This is a genomic window from Acidipila sp. EB88 (assembly GCF_003858395.1).
Taxonomy (GTDB): domain Bacteria; phylum Acidobacteriota; class Terriglobia; order Terriglobales; family Acidobacteriaceae; genus EB88.
This window is the reverse complement of the sequence record NZ_QWEV01000005.1, coordinates 1861422-1880179: the sequence shown is the minus strand read 5'-3', so window position 1 is coordinate 1880179 and position 18758 is coordinate 1861422. Positions and strand designations below refer to the sequence as shown.

Annotated in this window: 13 protein-coding genes; 6 read left to right on the top strand and 7 right to left on the bottom strand. The window is 65.5% G+C overall.

Features of this window, described 5'->3' with window-relative positions:
* Positions 1-175: 175 nt before the first annotated feature.
* The 3 genes from D1Y84_RS08455 to D1Y84_RS08445 form a co-directional block, all read right to left on the bottom strand.
* Positions 176-1396, bottom strand: coding sequence for a PLP-dependent aminotransferase family protein (locus D1Y84_RS08455; protein WP_199726378.1), 1221 nt, complete (start codon positions 1394-1396; stop codon positions 176-178).
* 257 nt (positions 1397-1653) lie between these two features.
* Positions 1654-1896, bottom strand: coding sequence for a hypothetical protein (locus D1Y84_RS08450; RefSeq protein ID WP_124848120.1), 243 nt, complete (start codon positions 1894-1896; stop codon positions 1654-1656).
* A gap of 157 nt (positions 1897-2053) precedes the next feature.
* Entirely contained in the window at positions 2054-2275 is a 222-nt protein-coding gene (locus D1Y84_RS08445; protein WP_124848119.1) for a Trm112 family protein, read from the bottom strand.
* A 42-nt stretch (positions 2276-2317) separates the two neighbouring features.
* Here D1Y84_RS08445 and coaE point away from each other — a divergent pair, with 42 nt between their 5' ends.
* Positions 2318-3037, top strand: a complete 720-nt coding sequence (gene coaE, locus D1Y84_RS08440; protein ID WP_124848118.1) for a dephospho-CoA kinase — start codon at positions 2318-2320, stop codon at positions 3035-3037.
* A gap of 409 nt (positions 3038-3446) precedes the next feature.
* Entirely contained in the window at positions 3447-4631 is a 1185-nt protein-coding gene (locus D1Y84_RS08435; RefSeq protein WP_124848117.1) for a S1C family serine protease, read from the top strand.
* Positions 4632-4870: 239 nt separating this feature from the next.
* On the opposite strand, the gene D1Y84_RS08430 is transcribed toward D1Y84_RS08435, so the two are convergent.
* Both D1Y84_RS08430 and D1Y84_RS08425 read right to left on the bottom strand, forming a co-directional pair.
* Positions 4871-6493 carry a lipid II flippase MurJ gene (locus D1Y84_RS08430; RefSeq protein ID WP_124848116.1) on the bottom strand — a complete coding sequence of 541 codons (1623 nt, stop codon included), beginning with the start codon at positions 6491-6493 and terminating at the stop codon, positions 4871-4873.
* A 599-nt stretch (positions 6494-7092) separates the two neighbouring features.
* A complete protein-coding gene (locus tag D1Y84_RS08425) occupies positions 7093-8673 on the bottom strand; it encodes a PQQ-dependent sugar dehydrogenase (RefSeq protein ID WP_158615392.1) in 1581 nt (526 codons plus the stop codon).
* A 416-nt stretch (positions 8674-9089) separates the two neighbouring features.
* On the opposite strand from D1Y84_RS08425, the gene D1Y84_RS08420 reads away from it, so the two are divergent.
* The 4 genes from D1Y84_RS08420 to hemL all read left to right on the top strand — a co-directional run bounded on the left by D1Y84_RS08420 (position 9090) and on the right by hemL (position 13359).
* Positions 9090-10838, top strand: coding sequence for a TolC family protein (locus D1Y84_RS08420; protein WP_124848115.1), 1749 nt, complete (start codon positions 9090-9092; stop codon positions 10836-10838).
* A gap of 167 nt (positions 10839-11005) precedes the next feature.
* On the top strand, positions 11006-11569 hold the full coding sequence (locus tag D1Y84_RS08415; protein ID WP_158615391.1) for a DsrE family protein: 564 nt from the start codon (positions 11006-11008) through the stop codon (positions 11567-11569).
* Between the two features lie 81 nt (positions 11570-11650).
* Positions 11651-12031 (top strand): hypothetical protein, encoded by a 381-nt coding sequence (locus D1Y84_RS08410; RefSeq protein WP_124848113.1) that lies wholly within the window; start codon positions 11651-11653, stop codon positions 12029-12031.
* A gap of 35 nt (positions 12032-12066) precedes the next feature.
* Complete coding sequence (gene hemL, locus D1Y84_RS08405; RefSeq protein ID WP_124848112.1) at positions 12067-13359, top strand: glutamate-1-semialdehyde 2,1-aminomutase; 1293 nt, start codon at positions 12067-12069, stop codon at positions 13357-13359.
* A 184-nt stretch (positions 13360-13543) separates the two neighbouring features.
* Here the strand turns inward: hemL and D1Y84_RS08400 are convergent, their stop codons facing one another.
* A complete protein-coding gene (locus D1Y84_RS08400; RefSeq protein WP_233581281.1) occupies positions 13544-15289 on the bottom strand; it encodes a beta-xylosidase in 1746 nt (581 codons plus the stop codon).
* A gap of 61 nt (positions 15290-15350) precedes the next feature.
* Positions 15351-18254: a ribonuclease R family protein gene (locus D1Y84_RS08395; RefSeq protein ID WP_233581280.1), complete on the bottom strand. Its 2904-nt coding sequence runs from the start codon at positions 18252-18254 to the stop codon at positions 15351-15353.
* Positions 18255-18758: the final 504 nt, after the last annotated feature.

Genomic DNA, 18758 nt, shown 5'->3' with positions numbered 1-18758 from the left:
GAGCGAGACAAAGATGGTGGGAAAAGCGGGAACGCGCGGGTAAGGGCAAGACCGCCCACGCGGCTGGCGGTCCCTTCGGGACATGTGTTCTTTCAACACAGGAATCCCTCTATTTGCCCTTAACGAGTAGAAGTCCCGAAGGGACCGCCAGCCGCGCAGGCGGTTTTGCTGGCGTTTACCCCAGGTGTTGCTGCAGCAGTTTGCCCAGGGCGGTCATGCCGTCGGTGATCATCTGCGAGGGGGCACTGGAGTAGGAGAGGCGGGCGTGGTTGCGGCGCACCTCGATGGGGAAGAAGGTGGCGCCGGGAACGTAGGCGACTTTGGCCTCGGGCAGGGCGTACTCGAGCATGAAGCGAGCGCTGTCGAAGCCCTCGGGGAAGGTGAGCCAGGTGAAGAGTCCGCCGCTGGGGTTGGTGTAGTGGACCGAGGCGGGAAAGTGCTCGCGGATGGTGTGGAGCATGAGCGCTTTCTTGTCGCGGTAGGTGTCGCGGATTGTGTTGATGTGCGTTTCGAGGTCGAAGGTCTCGAGCATGAGCGAGATGGCGACCATGTTGAGGGTAGAGCACTGCGAGTCGGCGGCGAGCTTGAGCAGAGCGAGCTTATCGAGCAGCTCGGGCGAGGCGACGGCCCAGCCGAGGCGCAGGCCGGGGGCGAGGATCTTGGAGAATGAGCCGAGAAAGATGACGCGGCCATCGGGGTCGAGGCTCTTGAGCGTGGGGAGGGTTTCGCCTTCGAAGCGGAGATCGCGGTAGGGGCTGTCCTCGAGGATGATGAGGTCGTGCCGGCGGGCGAGCTCCATGAGGCGGAGGCGGCGCTCGAGCGAGAGGGTGACGCCGGACGGGTTCTGGAAGTCGGGCACGGTGTAAAGGAGCTTGGCCTCGGGATGGAGCGCGAGCATGTGCTCGAGCGCATCCATGTCCATGCCATCGTCGTCCATGGGGATGCCGCAGTAGCGAGGCTCGTACGGATTGAAGGCGATGAGGCCGCCGAGGAAGGTGGGGCTTTCGCAGAGCAGGACGTCGCCCTTGTCGATGAGCATGCGGGCGACCAAGTCAAGGCCCTGCTGTGCTCCATGCAGGATCAGGACGTCTTCGGCCGTGCAGGGAACGCCATCGGCGCACATGCGGGCGGCGATCTGCTCGCGCAGGCGGTAGACGCCGACGGTGCCGATGTACTGCAGGGCGAGGGGTCCGTGCTGCTCGATGGCGGCCTGGTAGGCGGTGGAGAAAGCTTCGAGCGGAAACAGGGAGGCATCGGGGTAGCCGCCGCCGAACGACATGACGCGGGGGTCGGCGCCGTAGCGGAAGAGCTCACGGATGGCGGAGGGCTGGACGTGGTCCATGCGTGCGGCGAAGCGATGCAGGAGAGCGGGGGCTGTGTGGGTCTGCGTGTTCATGTCGGGAGCACCGCTTTCTGTCCGCTTATTCCTGAGCAACCGCGTGTGTGGAACTGCCTAGGGGCAGTGTGGCACGACCAGGCGGGTGCGTCCGGCTCGACGGCGGGAAATATGAGGTTATGATCGTCCGGCGCAGGCGCTGCCGGAGGTTTTGCCAGGTGGAGAGCCTGGGATGGCAAGTGTGGCGGAGTTTGCTCGATGGAGTCCCGGGCCGGGTTCGGCGTGGACCTGTTCCATACTGCGCCATGCCAAACCAGCTACATGACGAGGGCGACGCGTTCCAGCTCGGTCTGCATGCAGGCAGTGTCGCACTGGCCACCGTCCATGCGGAGAATAGCGTCGGGCACGAGCCGGGCGTCCACGCCGTAGCCGCGTCCATTCAGAAAGGCTGCCAGAAGTTCGGAAGCCTGGAACGAATCGAGGTCGGCCTGCATGAGGTGGTTGCGCAGGGCACCCAGGTCAAAGCTGTTGAACTTCTCGACGCGTTTCTGTTCTGTCATTGCGTTGTTCGCCTTGTGTGGAGAAGTCGCCTGTGCGCTTGCAACGTAAGAGCACGGAAAGGCTGCTGCTGTTGCCGGGGCCGAGCCGCCTTATTCATGGGACGGGAATATGGGCCCGAGTGTCTACACCGGGCAGGACTGTTTTCGAGAGAACCGCCTAGGCCAGCGAGGCAGACGCAATCAGCACGGGAATGCCGTCGCGCAGGGGATAGCGGCGCTGACAAGCGGTGCACTGGATGGTGGCTTCGGCGGGCTGCGTGAGTGCTCCGTGGCAAACAGGGCAGCACAGCAGGTCGAGAACGGCCGCGGGAACCGGCGCGCGGCGCGCGGGCAGGGCTGAGGCGGAAGGCGGCGCGGCGTTGTGGGCAGGGCGGGGCATGGCTTCTATTCTAGTGAGTGCGAGAGCAGGCAGGAGCCACCTATGTTGAGAGTAGGGCTGACCGGCGGAGTGGGCAGTGGCAAGAGTGCGGTGGCTCTGGTGTGGGCCGAAGCCGGGGTGCCGGTGCTGGAGGCCGATGCGCTTGGGCGCACGCTTATGCAGCCGGGCGAGCCGGTCTTTGCGGCGATTGTGGAAACATTTGGGCCGGGCGTGGTGGACGCGGAAGGGCGGCTCGACCGGGCGGCGCTGGCGCGTGCTGCGTTTGACGGAGGTGGGCTGCTGCAGTTGAACCGGATTGTGCACCCGGCGGTGATTGCGGCGCAGGAGCAGGCGCTGCGACGGCTGGAGTCGGAGGGAGAGCATCGGCTGGCTGTGGTGGAGTCAGCACTGATCTTTGAGGCCTCGGGCGGCTTGGAAGCCCCGACGCCGGCAGGAGCACCCGCGGACGGGGTGGCAAGCGCGGGCGAGGCGACCGTGCCGGGCTGGCGCGAGCGATTTGGGCGACTGGTGCTGGTGGCTGCCCCGGAGGCGATGCGGGTGGAGCGGTTTGCGCTGCGCGTGGGTGGGCCGGAGGCCGGCCCGGCAAGGCGCGAGCAGTTGCGCGAGGATGCGCGGCGCAGGATGCGGGCGCAGATCCCGGAGAGCCGAAAGCGTGCGCTGTGCGATTACGTAATTGAGAATGACCGGACGCTGGTGCTTTTGCGGCGAGAGGCGCTGCGGGTGCTTGCGGCGCTGCGGCAGGATGCGGAGCGGGGTGGGTGAGACCAGATTTTGTGCGGTTGGGCTGGTGACTGGATGCCGTGGAGGATGGATCCTGGCTGGAAACGGGAATGTTTTGGGGCTTCTGCTGATTTTCCGCTGACCAGCATTGAACGGTGGAAGGGCAGAGGCCGATAGGGAGCCTGTGGCGGCGTTGTTTGGATGCCCGTTTGCCGACGTTCTGCGCTCGCACCGGCACCGCTTTCGTGCGCTTCGTTATTGCCTTGGCACTCGGCTCAGCATCGTTTTGGCTGGGGTCCTGGCAGCGGGTCCCTGCTGATAGCGTTTTGTGGAGCCGGTGGTTACCGGGTACGCGGGTGGATCTGTTTGCGGAGCTGTTTTCCTGGGTGAAGATGGAAGGGGAAACATCCTGGGGCGATCCAGGGTCTAACGGTGTGAGGAAGCAAGAGCAATGATGCTGCGACGGTTGTTGGTGACGGTTCTTCTGGTGGGTGGCGTGTGGTACTTCGCCGCCGGGCACTCTTTTCTGCCGGGGTTTTCGCCGGTGGCGCTGCTGCCGGGGCACGGCTCGATGCCGATCAGCCGGTCCACCGCGCCGCTGGTGCTGGAGGAGGTCAAGGCTGCGCCCGAGTATGACGCGGAGGAGCTGACCAATATCGCGGTCTACAAGCGGCTGCTGCCCTCGGTGGTCAACGTGACGTCGACCTCGCTGCAGATGGACTTCTTCTATGGGCCGGTGCCGTCGCAGGGGCAGGGGTCCGGGTTCATCCTGGACCGCCAGGGCCATATCGCCACGAACTACCACGTCATTGCGGACGCCCAGAATATCGAGGTGCAGCTGGCCGACAAGCACCGCTACAAGGCGCGGATTATCGGCAAAGACCAGCGGCATGACCTCGCACTGCTGCAGATCGACGCGCCCAACCTGCAGCCGGTGCTGCTGGCGGAGTCGCATGACCTGGTGCCGGGGCAGAAGGTGTATGCGATCGGTAACCCATTCGGCCTGAGCGGCACGATGACGACGGGAATCATCTCGGCGATCCGGTCCATCCATGGGCCGGAGGGCGGCCAGATCGAGAATGCGATCCAGACAGACGCGGCGATCAACCCTGGTAATTCCGGGGGACCGCTGCTGAACTCGCGGGGCGAGGTGATCGGGATCAACTCGCTGATCGCGACCAATCCGAACCAGTCGGTAGACCAGAGCGCGGGGATCGGCTTTGCGATCCCGATCGACACGGTCAAGGCGGTGCTGGCGGACATTGAACGCTACGGGCACTCGCGGCGGCCTTCGCTGGGGGTGCGCTCTTTGCCGATCGGGCCGGAACTGGCGCAGCAGATGGGGCTGGCGGCGAACTCGGGAATGCTGATTGAGCAGACGGTGCCGGGGGGAGCGGCGCAGCAGGCAGGCTTGCGGGGTGGCTCGGAGCGGGCGTACCTGGGGAACATGCAGATTGTGCTGGGCGGCGACCTGATTGTGGCGATTGATGGGCAGGCCGTGACGGCGGCCGAGGATATTTCGGACCTGATGGACAAGCACCAGGTGGGGGACGCGGTATCGGTGACGTTTTATCGCGGGCAAAGGAAAATGACGGTGCGGGTGACGCTTGGGGAGGCTGGGCAGCAGCAGGCTTAGCTGGCGGCTTGCTCGATGCTGAGGGCTGGTTCGAGAGGCTGCTGCCTGGGCAGCCTAGCTTAGGCGTTGCCTGCCCGGGTGCCTGGCGGTTGTGCTGGCTTTGTTGTGCCCCACGTCTCAGAGGCGAGACGTGGGGCACCCGCTTTTGGGGTGGGTCAAGTCGGGTTGGGAGCAGATGTTGTTCGCTGGAGGGTGGCGGGCGGGTCCGGTAGGCGGGGTCGATGATCAGGGAGCAGTGATCAGGGGACAGTGCGGCGGCGGCGCTGGAGTTTTGAGACGAGCAGGGCTGGAAGCGCGGAGCCGGTGAGGCGCAGAACTGCGAGGCAGATGGCGGCCCAGAGCGCGGCCGTGGCGAGCAGGATCGCGAGCTCGGCCCAGCGGCCGAGTTGCGCGGGCAGGCTGTGGCGTATAGCGAAGAGCGTGCCGGACGAGAGTGCTGCGGCGAGCAGGGTGCGGGCGAGCTCCGCGTAGTCGAGGCCTGCGGCCGGCACGAGGCGACGCCGGTGGAGCAGCAGCGCGAAGACCAAGGCCTGAATGGTGATGCCGAGGTCAGACGCCCAGGCGAGGCCGACCGCGCCGAAGCGGTGGAACAGCAACGCATAGATGGGAAGGCTGCCCAGCACCACAGCGGTCGATGCGGACATGGGCACGAGCGTGTTGCCGGAGGCGTAGAAGGCGCGGGCGTAAATGGCCTGCGACGACCAGAACGGCAGCGACAGCGAGAAGATTGCGAAGTAGAGCCCCATGGCGTCGGCATCGGCGCGGTGGAACGAGCCGCCGCGTGAGTAGAGGTCGACGGCCAGGCCGCTCATGGGAGCAAGGAACGCGGCCAGCAGCAGGGAGACGACCACGATGCGCCCGACCGAGTCGTTGACGGAACGGGCGAAGGGAATGCCATTGTCTTTGCCGAAGAGCGAGGCCAGGAACGGCAGGGAGGCCGCGCCGGCAGCCTGGCCGATCATCTGCGGGACCGAGAACAGCTGCTTGGCGTTGGTGAACAGGGTGACGGCGCCGCGCAGGTGCGAGGCGAAGTAGTTGATGATCCAGATGTCGACGGTGACGAGCGAGACGCCGAGGATGAGCGGCAGGGACTGGCGGACCCAGTAGCGGAGTCCTTCGTTGCGGAAGTCGAGCCGGAAGCGCACGTGCATGCCGAGGCGACGGGCGCCGAGGCCGTTGATCAGGAACGGGCCGAGGATGACGCCGGCGAGTGCGCCCCAGGCGATCGAGGAGACGCCGAGGTAGCGGAACAGCAGAAGGCCGCCGATGATCTGGCCGAGGTTGTAGATGAGCGGCGCGAAGGCCTGCAGGGTGAACTGGCGGCGCGCGATCAGCACCGCGCCGAACATGCCGCCGCCGAAGAAGAAGATCTGCCCGGGCAGGATGATGCGGGTGAGGTGCACGCACAGAGCGAACTGCGCGGGGTCACGCTCGAAGCCGGGGAAGGCGTGCCGGACGTAGGCCGGTGCCAGCAGCTCGGCCACTAGTACGGCCAGCGTGAGCACGATGGACATGGTGGTGAAGACCACCGAGAACGCTTCCTGCCCTTCGGCTTCGCGACCGCTCTCGCGGTAGCGGGTGAGCATGGTCACAAAGGTGATGGAGGCGACGCCGCCGATCAGGAAGTAGGCGACGAGGTCGGGCAGCTGGAACATCGCGTTGAAAGCGTCGGCAGCCGGCGAGCGGCCGAGCACCAGCAGCAGGTACTTGACCCGCACTAGCGAGATGATCTTGGACAGGAAGGCGGCACCGGTGAGCAGCAGGGTCGCGGTGAGGGCCGTGTGCGCGTGGGTGGGCCGCAGCGTGCGCAGAATGGAACGCATCGCGGAGGGCTGAGCCGCCGTGGGTGTGGGGGAAGCCATCGCGTTGATTCTAGCTGGCGCTGGATCGAGGGAGATGCGCCGGATCGTGCGGACCGGGATGGGCTGGCGCTTTCTTCGCGCAACCGGTACCTGTCTGCCTGCTTGAAGGCGCACGGGCTTGAGGCGCTGGTGTTGTGGCGGTCGACTCCGACGGTCGTGCGGCCCTCCCCGATGCTGGTGGTCCTAAGGGACGACGAGCATCGGCCGGTACATAGATCGTGCTGAGAGTGGGTCTCGCGGGAGCCTGGACACGGACGAGGTGACCCGGTGGGTCGAGAGCTTTGGCAGAATGCTGCCGGATTGGGGCTTTGCCTGAGCGCTGCCGGCCTGGCTGGATACCGCGGTTGATGCTCGCTTTGCTTTTCCCACTTCTCAGGTGCGAGAAGTGGGGCATCCGTTTCGGGGTGTTTCGGGCTGAAGTTAGCAGGCTGCTGGCAAGCACTCGGCCTGCAGCCTGCCAGCACTTGGCGAGCACCTCTCAAGCGCCCGGCCAGCGCTCGACGAAACATCTGGCGAGCGCCTGGCGAGCACCTGTGAAGCAATGAGCAAGCATCCCGCAAGCTGCGACTGTGGTGCTTTCCCGGGAATGCCCCAGATATCTAGGGCGTGGCGGGCAGTGTGCCGAGGTAATGCACCAGGGTCTTCAGATCGTCCGCCGTGATCTTGTTTGCGTAGGAAGGCATGGGGTTCGGGATACCGGCGCTGGTTTTTGCCGGCGGATGGGCAATCACGGCTTCCAACTGATCCACATTGAGCCGGGTGCCGACCCCGTTCAACGAGGGGCCGATCGCGCCGCCGTACTTTCCGATCTGGTGGCAGGAGGCACAGCTGTTATCCGCAAGGATGCTCTTGAGATCGTGCACGCCGGAAGCCGACGAGCTGCCCGGACCGGACGATGCCAGGGCAGGCGCCGAGACGGGCATGCCCAGCGGGGTCAGGCGGAAAAGGCCACCCGGTTTGGCGTCCTCGATCATCCACAGGGCTCCGTCGGGTGCGACCTCGACGTCGCGCACGCGGTGTCCCATGGCCCAGCGCTCCGCGACCTGTGCGCCCCCCTTGCTGTCAAAGGTGATGCGGACGAGCGCCTGCGCCGCCAGGGCGCTGGCGAAGGCCGAGCCGTTCCACTGCGGAAACATTGCTCCCTTGTAGAACATGAGATTTCCCGGTGCGATGACGGGAAGCCAGTAGATGACGGGTTTGGCGAGGTCCGGGCGTGTTTCCGGATCAGGAATGGGCACGCCGTTGTAGTTGTGTCCGTAGGAGACGAGCGGCCAGCCATAGTTCTTGCCGGGCGTGACCAGGTTCAGCTCATCGCCGCCGCGTGGGCCATGTTCCAGCTCCCACAACCGTCCATCCGGGGCGAAGGCGAGGCCGTAGGGGGTGCGCAGGCCGGAGATCCAGGTCTCTGCCGGAGTGAGATTGGGACCGGGGAAGGTGTAGGTTCGTACGACCGGGGCCGTTTTGGCTTTCTCCGTGTCCGAGGGCGGATCGATCACGGGCGCCGTAGGGGTGCCAGTTTTGCCGGCCATGGGATTGCCGGGAGCCGGTTTGCCATCGAGGGTGAGGCGCAGGATCTTGCCGAGCGGCTGATTGGGATCCTGTGCCGGCGTCATGCGTTGCCGGTCGCCGCTGCTGAGGAAGAGGTACCGGCCATCGGGGGAGAAGGCGACTTCCGCCCCGAACTGGCCACCCTGGCCGCCTTCACCATCGCGCCAGATGACCTCGAAGCCTTCGAGGCTGCCTGCATTTTTGCCGATCTTTAACTGGGCGCGAGCGAGCGCGAGGCTCGAACCACCTTCTCGCGGCTCGGAGTAGGTCAGGTAGACGTTGTGATCCGAAGCGTAGTGGGGCGAGAGGTAGACGCCCAGCATGCCTCCCTGGCCCTCCCACTGGACATCGGGGGTATTGGCTATGGGTATCTTGGTGCCGTCCTGGCTGACCAGCCACAGGCCTCCGACCTTCTCGGTGATGAGCATGCGCCCATCCGGGAGAAAGGCAATTTTCCAGGGAAGACTCAGCGTCGTGATCTCGGTCACGGTGAAGGGCAGGTTGGGGTCAGACTTCTGCTCGCCTGCGTTGACCTGCGCGGATGCGGCAACGGCCAGCGACAAGCCCGTAATGGCCAGGAACTTCATCATGTATTTGCCTTGTGTCATGCCTTGTGTCATGCCTTCTGTCATGGGTGTTCCTTGTGGCGCGTCAACGCGCAGTCAAAGGTGAGTCGGCTGCCAGGGCATGCGGCCGGCCCAAATGCATGCTCGCTGTTCAGGGTATCGCGTGGAAGCCGGTTGTAACCGGACCCGAGCAACAGCATACGGACGGGGGCCAGGGGCACAGTGGAACGGAGCGAAGCAGGCGCAGAACCTGCGGAGTCCGTCGCAGGCACGGCGAGGGCGCGACCATCCCGGCAGCGGCACACACTCCGATTGTTCGGACAGACCTGCTGTTCTGGCGGGCCTGTTGTTCTGACCGGAGCAGCAAATGAGCCGAAATGCGCTTGCGGTGCGACTTTCGGCAACCTCCGGAGCCCGGGGTACTCTAATGGAGGGTTGAGTGGCGGCACCGCTCAGGATTGTGGCAGAGGAGCGACGCGCGGATGGCAGAGGGGCAGCTTCGGGTGGATCTAGGTAAGTGGGGGCGGCGGCACGTGGCGAATCGCGCCTCGGCAATGCTGCGACCAGGTCTGGCCGGAGCCCTGACGGCGGCCGTGGTTTCGGGCGTGTTGGCTTGCCCGGCGCGGGCGCAGCAGGTGTCGCAATCGAGCAACCCTTCAAGCGTGCAGCAGGGTGCGGGCGGAGCACAAACGGGCAGCACCAGCGGGGGCCAGAACACGGAGCTGCCCGCGGCGCCGACGCCCAGCCCGGCGGGTGACTCCGCATCCACCACGACGACGCAGCAGGGCTCTACAGGCGGCGGGTTCCCGGTGCAGGTGCCGAATACGAGTTCCCTGTTTAACTCCTTCCTTGGTAGTGTGCAGGCGCGGCCTGTGACGCCAGAGGTGATCGCGCTGACGCTGGACGACGCGCTGCGCATGGGCATCGAGAACAACCTGGCGCTGGTGTATGCGAAGCAGAGCGAGGTGCAGCAGAAGGCGCAGCGATCGCAGGTGCTGAACGTGTTGCTGCCCAATATCGATGTGCAGGGGTCCACTGCCCTGCACCAGTTCAACCTGGAGTCCGAAGGGTTTCGGCCGGACATTCTGCCGCAGTTCTCGGCACTGCTGGGTGGCGGCGCGGCGAGCAGCGCGGCGTTTCCACTGATCGTCAAGGTGGACGTGACTCAGGGGCAGGCGAACTTTTCGCAGTACCTTTTCGACTGGGCGGGGTATGACCTGGTGAAAGCGGTGGGTCACCTGGTGACGTCCACGGTGGAGAGTACGGCCTCGTCGCGCGGGCAGGTGGTGCAGAATGTGGGCATCGCGTACCTGCGTGTGATTGCCGCCGAGGGACAGACGGCCTACGACCAGGCGCTGCTGAAGACCGATGCGTCGGTGCTGTACCGCTCGGAGCAGGAACACCAGGCAGGCATCACGGCGAACCTGGACGAACTGCGCTCGCGGGTGCAGTACCAGACACAGCAGCAGGCGCTGATCCAGGATGAGAACACGCTGGCCAAGGCCAAGATCGCGCTAAATCGCAGCATCGGCCTGGCGCCGGAGCAGCAGATTCGCGTGGTGGATGCGACGCCGTTCTCGAACCTTGAAGCGATGAACCCGGAAGACGCGGAACAGCAGGCACTGGCGGCACGGCAGGACCTGTCGAGCAGCCTGGAGCAGGTGCAGTCGGCGGAACTGGAGCGCAAGGCGGCGACGCGCGAGCGGTTCCCGACGCTGATCTTCAACGCCGACTATGGCGTGACGGGGATCTCGGGTGGCGTGTACCACGACACGTGGGCCGCGACCGGGACGCTGAATATCCCGATTTTCCAGGAAGCGAAGTTTCGTTCGGATCGTGACACGGCCGAGTTTCAGCTGCAGAATGCGCGGGCGCAGGCGGGCAATGTGCGCGGCCAGATCCGGCAGCAGGTTAGAAACAGCCTGATCGATCTGCGGGCGGCGACCGCAACGGTGCGCGTGGCGAAGAGCAACGCGGAATTGTCGCAGGTGGCGCTGGACCAGTCGATCGAGAGGTTCCAGGCGGGGATTGAGGACAACCTGCCGACGACCGAGGCTCAGTCAACGCTGGCGCAGGCGCAGGTGCAGTACATCAATGCAAATTTCCAGTTCAACCAGGCCAAGCTGAACCTGGCGCGCAACCTGGGGATGCTGGATGTGAACTTTCACCCGGAATGGCGCGGTGGGTTGCCGACAGCGGTGCTGAGTGACCGCGCAGCGATGGGGCGGTAGCGGCAGCAGTCGCGTAATTTGGCGGCGCACCCCGGGCTTGCGTGGATATAGCAGCAACACTTCGAAACCTGAAGTCGGCCTGGCGCAGAGATGACGGTATATGCCGGCCCTGCTGTTTTGCTTTGCCCGCAGTAAGACTTAATAGAAAGCCTTGTATGGAGCTGAGCTTGTTCAACAGCAGAGTGTGCCGTTTTCTTCTTGTCGCCCTGGCACTTGCCGGGGCTTCGCAGCGTTTGCTCCTGGCGCAGCTTCCGGCGCAGCAGGGCTTGCCGATCCCGGAAGTGGGCAAGATGGTCGACATCCCCGGAGCGCACGAGACGCCCGACCCCAGGATCGATTACAAGATCGTGTTTGAGCTGAACACCGCGGCGGAGAAGCCGGACGAGGTGAACCCGGGGCTCGAGACAGTGGCCGCGCTGGTGAATACGTTTGCGCACTACAAGGTGGGCGCGGAGCATCGGCACTTCGTGGCGATCTTCCACGGACCCACGGTGGAGCTGGTGATGAACGATGCAGCGTATCGCGCGAGCCACCAGGGCCATGCGAACCCGAACGTGAGGCTGATGCAGGAGCTCGCGGCGGCGGGGGTGCAGCTGGTGGTGTGCGGGCAGTCGGCGCTGCAGCACCATATCGATTTGAAGACGATCCAACCGGACGTGCAGCTGAACCTTTCGGCGACCGTGACGCTGATGAACCTTGCCATGCAGGGGTACACGCGGATCGACGAGTAGGACCGTGGAGCCTGGATTGTGTTCGCAGCCTGCCGGGAGTGCGGGCGGGCGCATCCTAAAGGCATGAGCGGCATAGGCAGAGTGTGGAAGCAGGGGACGTTTAGCGCGGTGCTTTTGCTGTCGCTGGGCTCGATGGCGGCGGTGGGATGCTCGAGCAAGGGTGGCGGCGGCAGTTCGAGCGGGGCTTCGTCGGGCAAGACGTCCTCGACCGATGGGAAAACGTACACCGCAGATAGCAAGGGCCAGGCCAAGGGTGGCTCCGGGGGTGGCTCGTCCTCGTCAGGCGGTGGCGATGCAGCAGCGCTGCCCTCACCTGCGGACACCGCCAACGGCAAGGCGTCGGCGGCTTCGGACGCGGGGGATGTGACGGCAGACCGGGGGCAGGCAGTGTTGAACCCTGGCGCGCCGGTTGCGCATGCGCCGGTGGCGAAGCCGGGCGCCAAGGCCGCGCCAAAACAGTAGCAAGCCTTTTCTGGCTTCACGAGGATCGAGAAGCAATGCGGAATACAGAGCGATCGGCTGCGCTGCATGCGCGGGCACAGCGGCTGCTGCCGGGCGGAGTGGACTCACCGGTGCGGGCTTTTCTGGCGGTGGGGGGAGCTCCGCCGTTTGTGGAGCGGGGCGAGGGCGCGTACCTGTGGGACGCGGATGGCAACCGCTACCTGGACTACTTTGGATCGTGGGGCCCGATGATCCTGGGGCACGCGTTTCCGCCGGTGGTGGAAGCAATCCAGCGGGCGGCGGAGCGGTCGACGAGCTTTGGCGCGTCTACCGCCGCGGAAGCGGAGCTGGCGGCGCTGGTGGTGGAGGCGTGTCCGTCGATCGAGATGTTGCGGTTTACCTCGTCGGGGACCGAGGCGACGATGTCGGCGATTCGCGTCGCTCGGGCGTTTACGGGGCGCAAGTACATTGTGAAGTTCGAAGGCTGCTACCACGGACACTCGGACGGGCTGCTGGTGAAGGCGGGCTCGGGGGTGGCGACGTTCGGGATCCCGGGGTCGGCGGGCGTGCCGGAGGAGATTGCGCACTTTACGCTGGCGCTGCCGTATAACGATCTCGCCGCAGTGGAAGAGGCGTTCTCAGCGCACCGGGATGCGATTGCCGCAATCATCCTGGAGCCGGTGGTGGGCAACATGGGGTGCGTGGCACCGGCGGCCGGGTATCTCGAGGGGCTGCGTTCTATTTGTAACCGCCATGGTGCCTTGTTGATTTTTGACGAGGTGATGACGGGATTTCGGCTGGCGTTTGGTGGCGCGCAGGAGCGCTACGGGATTGTGCCGGACATGACGACACTGGGCAAGATCGTGGGCGGCGGGCTGCCGTGCGGCGTGTTTGGCGGGCGTGCGGACATTATGCGCATGCTGGCGCCGCTGGGCCCGGTGTACCAGGCGGGCACCCTGAGCGGCAACCCGCTGGCGATGGCCGCGGGGCTTGCTACTGTTGGATATCTACGGGAGAATCGCGAGGCGATTTATGCGCGCCTTGAAACTGTCACCGCAGCGGTGGCGGATGGCGTGGCGGCGGAAGCAGAACGGGCAGGCGTGGCGATAACGATGAACCGCGTCGGGTCGATGTGGACGTGGTTCTTTACGGAAACGCCGGTCACGGATTTCAGCACGGCGCTCACGAGCGATACCGCGGCGTTCGGGCGGTTCCATCGCGCGATGCTGGAGAGCGGCGTGTGGCTGCCGCCTTCGCAGTACGAGGCTGCGTTCCTGGGGATCATGCACACGGACGAGGATGTGCAGGCGACGGTAGAAGCAGCGCGGAGCGCTTTCGCCAGGACTTAATACCCGTGAAGCTCGCACAGGCACAAGGCCCACGTACACTGCGCGTGGGCTTTTGCTTGTGCGCTGGAAAGAAGCGCAAACCGCCTGCGCGGCTGGCGCCCACTTCGTGGGGAGTGGCTGTCAAAGAAAACTTCAACATGTCCCGAAGGGACCGCCGGCCGCGCAGGCGGTTGTGTGCTGCCGTTTACTGGTCGGTGATGCGGAGGAGCAGCACGCCTTGTCGAGCGAGTGTGACGGGGATGGTGGCAGAGTGATTCTGCGTGCTGAGGGCTGTGGGGGCGGCGATCTGAAAGAGTTTGCTGGCGGCGGTGAGCTGCGTGGTTTGTTCGTTGGAGGGCTGTTGCGGGGAGCCCATCTGCTGCCAGGCGGTGTAGGCATTGCTGTGATCTCGATCGACCAGGAACTGCTGCATGGTGGCGTGGGTGCCGGTAAGCCCGGTGAGGCGGATGGAGACGGTGGCGGGCGGGGCGGGTAGATCGCGGTCGTCGTAGTTGAAGATGAGTACGTCGACTTCCCTGCCCTTGCGGGTGGCGACGGCGCTGAGGTCGGAGCGGGTGTGGGTGGCGCCCTGGAGCATGCTGTCGAGCGGGAGGGCGCCGGTGCTGGTGGCGGGCAGCCATGAGCCGCCGAGCATGCCCCACTCGCGGAAGACGTTGAGCACGGCCTTGTCGATGCCGTTGGTGGCGAGGTCGCGGAAGCCGGCGAAGTATGGCTGGTTCTCAAACTGGAAGGCCCAGGTGACGGAGCCGAGCAGGTTGACGCCGTAGCGCTCCGCGAGCTCGTAGGTGCGTGCGGTGGCCTCGGCGACGCTGACGCCGTAAAGCGGGCCGTTGCGGTAATTGTTTTGGGGATTCTGCTCGATGCCGCAGGCGGCACAGCCTTCAGGGTCGCTTTCGCCCATCAGGATAGGGGTGTGCTTCCACTCGGGGAAGGAAGCGACGGTGCGCATGCCGAAGTCGACGGCGCGGAGCTGGTGGGCGATGTCCATCTCGACGTACTTGCCGGAAGGGCCATTGACGACTTTGGGCTGGCCCTTGGGATGGAAGCTGATGAAGTCGAGGGGTGCGCCGGTCTGGCCGGTGGCGGCGTTTGCGCCGCGGGCGCAGTGCTCGAGGAACTGGCGGAGGAAGGCTTCGCTGGAGGAACCGGGCGTGCCGTCTGCTTTGGGGTAAGGGCCGGTGCTCTCGGGGCCGCCGATGCGGGCATGTGGCAGTGCTTTACGAACGGCTGCGGCGGTGAAGTCATAGAGCCGGTCGTACTCGGCGGGTGAGCCGTGCCAGTAGTCGATGTCGGGCTCGTTCCAGACCTCCCAGAGCCAGGTGTCGACGCTGGAGCCGTAGCGGGCGTGCAGGTGCTCGGCGTAGGCGGTGACGAGCGCGGACCACTTCGCGTAATCCTTCGGCGGGTAGGACCAGCCGGTGAAGACGTTGGACTGCCTGGGGAACTGGTGGCGGTAGGGCTCGGGATGGGTGGAGAGGGCTTCGGGCATGAAGCCGATCTCGACCTCGGGTCGGACGCCGGCGTCGCGGAAGGCGTCGAAGATGCGGTCGGTGATGGTCCAGTCATAGACCGGGTTGCCGTGCGCGTCTTCGGTGTAGGCGTTGGTGGAACCCCACTTGAGCGAGCCAACGCCGTCGCCGGTGGTAAGCAGGTTGTGCACGCGGATGTATGGGGGCTCAGGGCTGAGCGCGGCGAGCTCGTGCAGGAGCTTCTGGCCATTGGGAGTCGCGACGTAGTTGGGCTCGTCGGCACCCCACTTGTTCCAGGCCGGGGCGTAGGCGGCGCGTGGGTGCGCGGTGTCGACGGTGACCTGGATGGGGGTTTGGGCGTGCGCCAACGTGGGAGCAAGGGCCAGGAGGAGGAGTGCGGCCAGCGGCTTCATGATGGCGAGAAGTATAGCGAGTGCTTGGGACAGATCGTCACGGAGCAAAACCGCCTACGCGGCCGGCGGCCACTTCGTGGCTTCTCTTCTCTAGAGTCGGAACGGGCTGCTAGCGTTTGCGTTTTGGTTTTTTGCCGGTGCCTTTGGGGGCGGGGATGCGGCTCTTGGGGGAGCTGGCCTGCATGCTTTTGCGTTTTGCCTTGGTTTTCTTGGGAGGCTTGGGGCCCTTCTTCATGAACTTCGCGAATCTTGACGGGGCTGCGGCTTCTTCCTCGCCGGGGATGATGCCGAACTGCAGGCGCTTTTCGATGGCGTTGACGTGCTCGAGCTGGACTTGCACGGACTGGCCCATGCGGAAGCGTCGGTTCCAGGTTTCACCGATGATCTCGCGGGTGTTTTCGCGATAGGAGTACTGGTCGCCGTCGAGCGCGCCGAGGGACTGGATGGGGACAAGGCCTTCGACGAAGAGCTCGTTGAGCTCGACGAACAGGCCATACTTGGTGGCGGAAAGGATCAGGCCGGTGAACTGTTCGCCGACGTGGCTGGCCATGAAGCGAATCTTTTTCCACTCGACGAGTTCGCGCTCGGCGGCGTCGGCGCGACGCTCGGCATCGCTGGATTCGGAGGCGATGGCGGCGAGCTCGGTCATAGGGATGGGCACGGCGGTATTGGGCAGGGTATGGGCGGAGCGTGTGGGCCGGGGTGTGGACTGAGAGACGTCTGGGGCGCTGGCCTCGCGCTTGTGCCGGGGCGCTCGCTTGTCGGCGTGCGCGTAGGCGTCCTGGCCGTGTACGCGTTGCAGGCCGCCGTCGCCGGCGATGCGGAACTCTTCGGGTGCGCCGGTGCGTGGGGAGCCTTGTCCGCTGATGCCGGAGCGGAGCAGGGCCTTGGAGACGCGGTGCACGATGAGATCGGGATAGCGGCGGATGGGCGAGGTGAAGTGCGTGTAGAAACTGGTGGCGAGGGCGAAGTGGCCCTCGTTCTCCTCGGAATAGCGGGCCTGCTTGAGGGAGCGCAGCATCAGGAACGCGAGGATGCGCTCTTCGGGCTTGCCTGCGATTTTCTGTGCCAGTCGCTGATACATTTGTGGCGTAACCGGGAGGTCTTCCGGCACTTCGTGCGCTGTGCGGTGGGTGGAGCGTGCGCGGTGGTCGCGGCCTGTTTTGTGCTGTGACTCACGCTGCTCGTGCTTCATGGTGAAGCGCTTGACGGGGAGGTTGCCGATGCCGAGCGAGTAGCCGAAGCCGGCGGCGACATCTTCGAAGTCGAGGATGCGCTTGGGGTCGGGCTTCTCGTGGATGCGGTAGAGCGCGGGTGCGTGCTCAGAGAGCCAGGACGCGACCGACTCGTTGGCGGAGAGCATGAACTCTTCGATGAGGCGGTGGGCCCAGTTGCGGATGGAGCGAGTGACGGACTGCATGGCGCCGTGCTCATCGAACTGGATGGAAGGCTCGGGCAGGTCGAAGTCAATGGAACCGCGCTGGTGGCGTTTCTTGTTAAGGAGCCTGGCAAGGCGCTCCATGCGCTGGAAGTGCGGGACCAGCGGGGCGAACTCGGCGCGGATGGCGCGGTTGGCTTCGCGGTGCTCGCGTTTGCGCTGGGCTTCGGCGGCGGCTTGTGCTGCTGCATCGGCTGGCTGCTGGAGCGGGGACAGTGCGAAGCCGGCGTTGCGGTTAGCCACGAGCTCGGCTTCGAGCGTGGCAGTTGCGGTGGGGTCCTGCCCGGCTGTTGCGGCTGCTACTTCGGCGTCATCTGCGTCGCCTTCTTCGGGCGCGATGATCGCAGCGACCTGGGTGTAGGTCATGCGGCGGGCGGAGCGGATTACGCCTTCGCAGACCTCGTAGCCGGTGACGTGGCCATCGGCGCTGATCTGCATGAGGCAGGAGAGCACAAGGCGGTCCTGGTTGGGGCGCAGCGAGCAGATGTCGCTCGAAAGCTCCTGCGGGAGCATGGGAATGGCGCGGTCGGGAAAGTAGACGCTGGTGCCGCGGAGGCGGGCTTCGAGGTCGAGCGCGGTGGCAGGCTGGACGTACTCGGCGACGTCGGCGATGTGGACGTCGAGCTCCCAGGTGCCGTCGGCGAGTTCGCGCACTTCCACGGCATCGTCGAAGTCGCGGGCGGTTTCGCCGTCGATGGTCACGATGGTGCGGTCGCGGAAGTCGCGACGGGCGGCGACGATGGCCGGGTCAAGGTGGGCGACTGAGCGGGCTTCTTCGAGGACTTTCTCGGGGAAGAGGCGCGGAAGCTGGTGCTTGCGGATCACCATCTCGACGTCGACGCCGAAGTCATCCTGCCGGCCCAGGACCTCGGCAACGCGGCCGCGGGGCACGCGGGTCTCGGTGGGCCACTCAGTGACCTCGACGTCGACCACGAGGCCTTCGAGGTCGGGGTACTCGGCGATCTGGAGCTGCGCTTCTTCGCCAAGGACGCGGTGAGGCGAGCGCAGGGTGGCGCGGGGCTCAGGGAGCGGCTCGTCAAAGGGGATCAGGATGGGCTGGGTGAGCTTTTCGTCGAAGGCGACGACCTGGTGGCCGAGCTGGCGTGGATTTTTGGCGTAGTGGAAGATGCCGACGATGGTGGGATTGCGGCGGGTGAGCACGCGCACGATGCGGCCCTGGCGGCGGTCGGCGTCGGCACCGCGGCGACCGGGGGCGAGTTCGACCAGCACCTGGTCGCCGGGCATGGCGCCATTGATTTCCGGTGGCGGGATGAAGATGTCAGAGGCCTGGCCCGAGGACTTGTCGCCCGGGACGCGCACGAAGCCGAAGCCGTCGCGATGAAGGTCGAGGCGTCCGGCGATGAGGTTGTCGCGGGTTTCCGCGCGACGGGCGATGCCCCACTGCTCGCGATCGAGCTTGATGAGCTGGCCGGAGGCGGTAAGGCGGGCGAGGTGCTCGAGCAGCAGGCGCCGGTCGCGGCCGCCGCCGAGGCCGAACTCACGCACGAGCTGCTTGTAGCCGACGCGTGAGGCGGGGGAGCGCTCGATGTGTTGGAGCAGTTCGCGATCGGTCAAAAAAGGCTCCTTGGCAAGTGCTAAAACCGCCTGCGCGGCTTGCGGCCACTTCGTGGTGGGTGGACCGGTAGGGCGTGTTCCGGTCGGCTGGCTGGGCGCATTCCGGGCGGGTTCTGGACGGCTGCTTGTCGCCATTTCGCGGGTAAGCAGGGGATCTCTTCCCGTATCGGGATTGCAGCTCAGACTGTTTTTATCCTAAGCGTTTCAGGGTGTAGCGCCGGGCTGCGCGTGTTCTGGTTTGACTGCCCTGAAGGCGCCTTGACGTGGCGGTTGACGGCGTCGGGACGAGCAGTGCTGCTGCGTTCTGCTGCCGGATGGGGGCGGCGGGGCGAGTGGGTATGTACCGCAACGGCACTCCGTGGGGAGCACCGACAAAGCAACGATGAGGCTGAAGGCACGGGTGTGAAAAGATAAAGCAGCCTGTGCATTTGCGATAGGCTCTGTTTAAGATGCCAACAAGGAATTGTGTTTGCTTGCCGGGCCGGGCGCGGTTGCGCAGCGCAT

Bases quoted from the DNA above. Each gene is read 5' to 3' on its own strand.
- D1Y84_RS08455 (WP_199726378.1), bottom strand. From the start codon at position 1,396: ATGAACACGCAGACCCACACAGCCCCCGCTCTCCTGCATCGCTTCGCC.
- D1Y84_RS08450 (WP_124848120.1), bottom strand. From the start codon at position 1,896: ATGACAGAACAGAAACGCGTCGAGAAGTTCAACAGCTTTGACCTGGGT.
- D1Y84_RS08445 (WP_124848119.1), bottom strand. From the start codon at position 2,275: ATGCCCCGCCCTGCCCACAACGCCGCGCCGCCTTCCGCCTCAGCCCTG.
- coaE (WP_124848118.1), top strand. From the start codon at position 2,318: ATGTTGAGAGTAGGGCTGACCGGCGGAGTGGGCAGTGGCAAGAGTGCG.
- D1Y84_RS08435 (WP_124848117.1), top strand. From the start codon at position 3,447: ATGATGCTGCGACGGTTGTTGGTGACGGTTCTTCTGGTGGGTGGCGTG.
- D1Y84_RS08430 (WP_124848116.1), bottom strand. From the start codon at position 6,493: ATGGCTTCCCCCACACCCACGGCGGCTCAGCCCTCCGCGATGCGTTCC.
- D1Y84_RS08425 (WP_158615392.1), bottom strand. From the start codon at position 8,673: ATGACAGAAGGCATGACACAAGGCATGACACAAGGCAAATACATGATG.
- D1Y84_RS08420 (WP_124848115.1), top strand. From the start codon at position 9,090: ATGGCAGAGGGGCAGCTTCGGGTGGATCTAGGTAAGTGGGGGCGGCGG.
- hemL (WP_124848112.1), top strand. From the start codon at position 12,067: ATGCGGAATACAGAGCGATCGGCTGCGCTGCATGCGCGGGCACAGCGG.